Source organism: Dietzia sp. DQ12-76 (assembly GCF_014145045.1).
GTDB lineage: Bacteria > Actinomycetota > Actinomycetes > Mycobacteriales > Mycobacteriaceae > Dietzia.
Genome location: NZ_JAALDV010000267.1, coordinates 6,092 through 11,475 on the forward strand (window position 1 = coordinate 6,092; position 5,384 = coordinate 11,475).

Genomic DNA, 5,384 nt, shown 5'->3' on the forward strand with positions numbered 1-5,384 from the left:
CCGCACCCCGCCCTCGGTTCCGGCGGTGGTGGCGGTGGCGTCGGAGTCCTCACCGGTGCCCGGGGTGTCGGTGTCGACGGCCTGGGTGGCGGTGAGATCGGTGGGGATGCCGTCGGGGACGAACTCGACGGGGTCCGCGCCGGCCTCGAGTTGGTCGCGGGGGTCACCGACCGGCGCGAGCAGCCCCGCGTTGGCGTCGGGCTCGGCGAGCACCATGTCCGCGATGCCGCACGGTTCACCGGACAACACCCGCAGGTTCTGCAGACCGACCGAGTAGGCGGGGTACTGGTTGCGGACCGCCGCGGCCATGGAGGCCACGATGATGACGACGACGAGGGTCGCCGCGAGCCCGAGTGGCGAGTGCGAGACCTCGCGCAACAGCCGGACTGCCGGACTGCGGTCGGCCTCGGCCGGCCCCGACCCACCGGGCCGCGCGAAAGGCTCGCGGTAGTGCAGGACCAACGCGATCACGAGCGAGATGAGCATCAGGCCGAGGAACACCGATGAGAACGTGATTCCCGCGATCGAGGGTTGCACGCCGCCCCACGGGATCCCGTAGATCGAGATGTACCACCACCCGTTGGTCGAGGTGAAGCTCAACGCCAGGACGAAGAACACCGCGGCCAGGAAGAGCATCCGGTTGCGCAGCGACCGCGTGGCCGCCGGCAGGACGGCCATCGTCACCAGGGCTGCCAACGCGGCACCGATCGTGGCGAACGCCCCGAAGTGGTGGGTCCACTTGGTGGGGTTGAGCGCCATGAACGCGAGGGACATGGCGGCCAGGCCGACGATCCGGCGGGCCGGCCCCACCGCGACGCCCGGGATCCGGCCCTTGCGGAACAGGATCGCGGCGCAGGTGATGAGGGACAGGAACATCGCCAGGACCGCGAACCGACGGGCCAGGGAGCCGTCGGGCGTCGGGTTCATGAGCCACTCATACCGCCACACCTCCTCGAACCAGCGCCCGGTGGGGCCGACGTCCCCGAGCAGCGCCGAGGACTGCAACGTGGTGACCAGGGGCTGGTCGAGGAAGATCAGGTGGAGCACGCCGAGCCCGGCGGCCACCAGCGGCGCCACCGTGGGGATCCAGCCGTCCCGTCTCGCCCGCCGGATCACCAGCAGCAACAGCGGGCGGGAGGCCGCGATAATCGCCGCGATGCAGAACGTGCCCGTGGGCGCGGCCGAGAGCGTGAGCCCACCGATGATGAAGCCGGTCGCCGCGGGCAGCAGCCTGCCGGTGGCCAGGGCCCGCTCCAGCGAGACCCAGGTGGCCAGGACACCGAAGGCGACGATCGGCTCCGGGCGCAGACCGTTGTTGTAGGTGAGCCAGAACGCGAGGAACACCGCGGCGGTACTCCAGCGGACCGCCGCCGCGCGGCGGGCGGCGATACCCAGTCGCGGGATCACCTCGCGGGACAGCAGGATCCAGGACGCGATGCCCAGCAACAGTGCCGGGATGCGCAGCCACATGCTGCCCACGGTGAGGGAACTGATCGCCGTGTAGAGGTAGTACGGCATCCCGAACGGGGCGTAGGGGGCACCGTAGTAGCGGAACACCTCCGGCATGTAGCCGCTCGAGACCGCGGCGCGCGCCTCGGTGAGGATGTACCCGTCATCCGCCGTGTTGGCCCCGATGACGTGCCAGACGAGCAGCGTCGCCACGACCACCAGGTCCAGGGGCCGCGGTTTCCACCAGCGGCGCGGGAGCACCCGTCGACCGACACGCCCGTCCCGTAGGTCGAGTCGGTGCAGTGCGACCAGCGCCAGGATGATCGCGAGGATCCCGACCACGATCGCGATCTGCTTGATCACGGTCGCCTGCGTGGTGTAGCGGGAGTCGACGGTGATGTCGACGGACATCCCCTCGGGAGCCGACCCCTGGAGGTCCGTGAACACCCCGACCACCTGGGGACGCAGATCCTGGTCGATCCGCCCTCCGACCTCCCGGCCGTCCGACTCGAGACCGACGAACTCCGCGGCGATCGAGCCGGAATCGGCCACGACGCGGATCACCGAACACGCCCCGGCTGAGGTGACGGCCTCGGTGGGGGCGTCGGCGACCAGCACGTTCCGGCTGCGCACCTCGACGGTGGGACCGGCCACGGTCACCATGAGCGCGCGGGCACCGGCGTTCTCACCCGCCTCCCGCGGAGCCGTGGACACCAGGACCCCGTCCTCACGACCCTGGTCACGCAACTCCCCGACCGCCGCACACGGGATCTCGGCGACCAGGTCGAGCGGGTAGTACGCCACGAGCGGCGCCGTCACCGGGTCGAGTGTCCCGGTCTCCGGCCAGCTGATCGTCGAGGTGGTCTGGGTGACCGGGAGCAACGGGACGATGAGGGCGAGGAGGATCCCGAGCAGACCGCTGACCGCGGCGACGAGCCCCCACCGGGGTCCTGTGCGGGACCTGTCCGGGGCGTCACGGACCTCGGTGGCAGACGATGGCATGGCGTCCACGCTATAACGAGGCACGGACGTTCCCCGAAATGACGAACGCGCCGGAGGAAAACCCCCGGCGCGCTGTACCCGCTGTGGCCAGAGTCGGGATCGAACCGACGACCTTCCGCTTTTCAGGCGGACGCTCGTACCAACTGAGCTACCTGGCCATAAGACCACCGGCGCATCCGGTGAACACCGAATGCGCCGGTTGTCTCCAGCGACCCTGACGGGACTCGAACCCGCGACCTCCGCCGTGACAGGGCGGCGCGCTAACCAACTGCGCCACAGGGCCGTGCTTTTCGCACGAGACAGAACAGTAATCGACGCTGCCCCCCGGACGCAAATCAGTGGCTCAGCGGCGGTTCCGGCGCAGGTCGGGGCGGATCCGGCCCGCGGAAGAAAAAAGTCCCGACCACCGACGAACGGTGACCGGGACTTCTCTCCTAGTACCCCCTACGGGATTCGAACCCGCGCTGCCGGCGTGAAAGGCCGGTGTCCTAGGCCGCTAAACGAAGGGGGCCTGAGCCACGTCCGGGATCGCCGGGCCGCAGCGGGTTCGAGTTTAGGGCACGGCCCATCGGACGTCGAAACCAGCCATGGCAGAGCCGACGCCTGCCGACGCGGACGAGGGCGGTATCGTGACCGTCGCCCCTATAGCTCAGTTGGTAGAGCTACGGACTTTTAATCCGCAGGTCGTCGGTTCGAGCCCGACTGGGGGCACCATGAGCCGCAGGTACGCGACGCACGAGTGACCGCGTAGCCGTGCCCCCGGCGCCGCATTGGACCTGCCCGCACCGCACTGGGACACTCGTATCCATGTCCGCACCCACCGCCACCGGCGCGCCCGCCCTGCGCATCGGCCCCCTCGAGCTCGCCTCGCCGGTCGTCCTGGCGCCGATGGCGGGCGTCACCAACGTCGCCTTCCGCACACTGTGCCGCGAACTCGAACGTGAGCAGCAGGGCTCGGTGTCCGGGCTCTACGTCTGCGAGATGGTCACGGCGCGGGCTCTCGTCGAACGCCAGCCCGGGACCCTGCACATGGCCACGTTCGCTCCCGACGAGTCCCCGCGCAGCCTGCAGCTGTACACGGTGGACGCCGAGTACACCCACGCGGCCGCCAGAATGATCGTCGACGAGGACCTGGCCGACCACATCGACATCAACTTCGGATGCCCGGTCCCCAAGGTCACACGGCGCGGAGGCGGATCGGCGATCCCCTACAAGCGACGGCTGTTTCGCTCCATCGTCGCCGCGGCGGTCCGGGCCACCGAGGGCACCGACATCCCGGTCACGGTGAAGATGCGGGTGGGGATCGACGACGAGCACCACACACATCTCGACGCCGGCCGCATCGCCGTCGACGAGGGCGCCAGGGCCGTCGCCCTCCACGCACGCACGGCCGCCCAGCGGTACTCGGGCAAGGCGGACTGGTCTCAGATCTCCCGCCTGGTCGAGCACATCGGCGCGGTCTCCGATGTGCCCGTCCTGGGTAACGGCGACATCTTCTCCGCCGAGGATGCGGTCCGGATGCGGGAGGAGACCGGGTGCGCGGGTGTCGTGATCGGGCGGGGCTGTCTGGGGCGACCGTGGCTCTTCTCCGAGCTCGCCGCCACCCTGGACGGGCGCGAGGCGCCGGCCCCGCCCACGCTGGGCGAGGTCGGCCGGATCATGTACCGGCACGGCGAACTGCTCGCCGAGCACCACGGCGAGAACAAGGGGATGCGCGACATCCGCAAGCACGTGGCCTGGTACCTGCGGGGGTTCCCGGCCGGCTCCGGCAAGCGGGTCGCCCTGTCGGCCGTCCGCACCCTGGACGATCTCGCGGAGATGCTCGCGGACCTTCCCGCGGACGAGCCCTTCCCCGCCGACGGGTACGGCCCGCGCGGCCGCCAGGGATCGCCCTCCCGTGTCCTGCTACCCGAGGGGTGGCTGGACGATCCGGAGGACGACGCGGTGGCGCTCGCCGGCGCGGACGCCGAGAACTCGGGCGGCTGAACCACGCTCCGTCGGGCCGGGGAGGGGACGGCGTGCCCGCCTGTTCATCGGCCGTTCATCGCCGTGATCGATTGTGCGGTTGACATGCCCGTATGCTGATCCACATGCGTCTCGTCTACTCCGAAGAACTCGCGGATCTGGCCACCTCGATGGCCCGGATGTGCTCCCTCGCCACCGACGACATGGAGCTGGCGACCCACGCCCTCCTCCAGGCCGACCTCGTGGCCGCCGAGAGGGTTCTGCAGTCCTCTACGGAGATGTCCCGGCTGGCGACCGAGAACGAGGAGCGCGGTTTCGCGCTCCTGGCCCTCCAGGCGCCCGTGGCCCGCGATCTCCGGCAGGTGGTCACCTCCATCCAGCTCGTCCAGGACCTCACCCGCATGGGCACCCTGGCGGGTCACGTCGCGAAGATCGTGCGCCGCAGGCACCCGGAGAGCGTCCTCCCGGAGCCCGTCAACGGGTACTTCGCCGAGATGGGCCGGGTCGCGGTCTCACTCGGCCGGGCGGCCACCGAGGTATTGCTCAACCGGGACGCCGAGCAGGCCGCCACGCTTGCCCAACAGGATGACGCCGTCGACGACCTCCGCCGCCACCTGTTCACCCTGCTCACCGTCAGGGAGTGGAAGTGGGGGGTGGCGTCGGCGGTCGACGTGACCCTCCTCGGTCGCTACTACGAGCGGTTCGCGGACCACGCCGTCGAGGTGGCCCAGCGCGTGATCTTCCTCGCCACCGGTGAATACGCCAACTCGGCCGAGGACGATCCCGAGTACTCCCCCGCCTCCAACGAGGAGCTGGTGCGTCGTTTCAACGAAGCCGACCGGTCGTTGACACAGCGCGTCTCCGGAGAGGACGACCGCGACCCCAGTTGACGGCGGCTCCGGCGGCCCCGGGCAACGAGAACCGGGCGCCGACGACGAGCGCCCCGGCGCCCGCCTCGTGGGCGGGCG

General features: G+C 70.4%; 3 protein-coding genes and 4 tRNA genes. 3 read left to right on the forward strand and 4 right to left on the reverse strand.

The annotated features are described in order from the left end of the window. The 4 genes from G6019_RS09830 to G6019_RS09845 all read right to left on the reverse strand — a co-directional run. A partial coding sequence (locus tag G6019_RS09830; RefSeq protein WP_182627500.1) for an arabinosyltransferase domain-containing protein occupies positions 1–2,451 on the reverse strand: 2,451 nt, incomplete at its 3' end. 84 nt (positions 2,452–2,535) lie between these two features. Then, a tRNA-Phe gene (locus G6019_RS09835) sits at positions 2,536–2,609 on the reverse strand. A gap of 51 nt (positions 2,610–2,660) precedes the next feature. Next, positions 2,661–2,734: transfer RNA gene (locus tag G6019_RS09840), tRNA-Asp, on the reverse strand. A gap of 155 nt (positions 2,735–2,889) precedes the next feature. Continuing rightward, a tRNA-Glu gene (locus G6019_RS09845) sits at positions 2,890–2,962 on the reverse strand. A 127-nt stretch (positions 2,963–3,089) separates the two neighbouring features. On the opposite strand from G6019_RS09845, the gene G6019_RS09850 reads away from it, so the two are divergent. From G6019_RS09850 to phoU, 3 genes are all read left to right on the forward strand, one after another. After that, positions 3,090–3,165, forward strand: a tRNA-Lys gene (locus G6019_RS09850). A gap of 93 nt (positions 3,166–3,258) precedes the next feature. Further along, on the forward strand, positions 3,259–4,437 hold the full coding sequence (gene dusB / locus G6019_RS09855) for a tRNA dihydrouridine synthase DusB (protein WP_107755810.1): 1,179 nt from the start codon (positions 3,259–3,261) through the stop codon (positions 4,435–4,437). A 104-nt stretch (positions 4,438–4,541) separates the two neighbouring features. After that, a complete protein-coding gene (phoU, locus tag G6019_RS09860; protein WP_107757984.1) occupies positions 4,542–5,306 on the forward strand; it encodes a phosphate signaling complex protein PhoU in 765 nt (254 codons plus the stop codon). Positions 5,307–5,384: the final 78 nt, after the last annotated feature.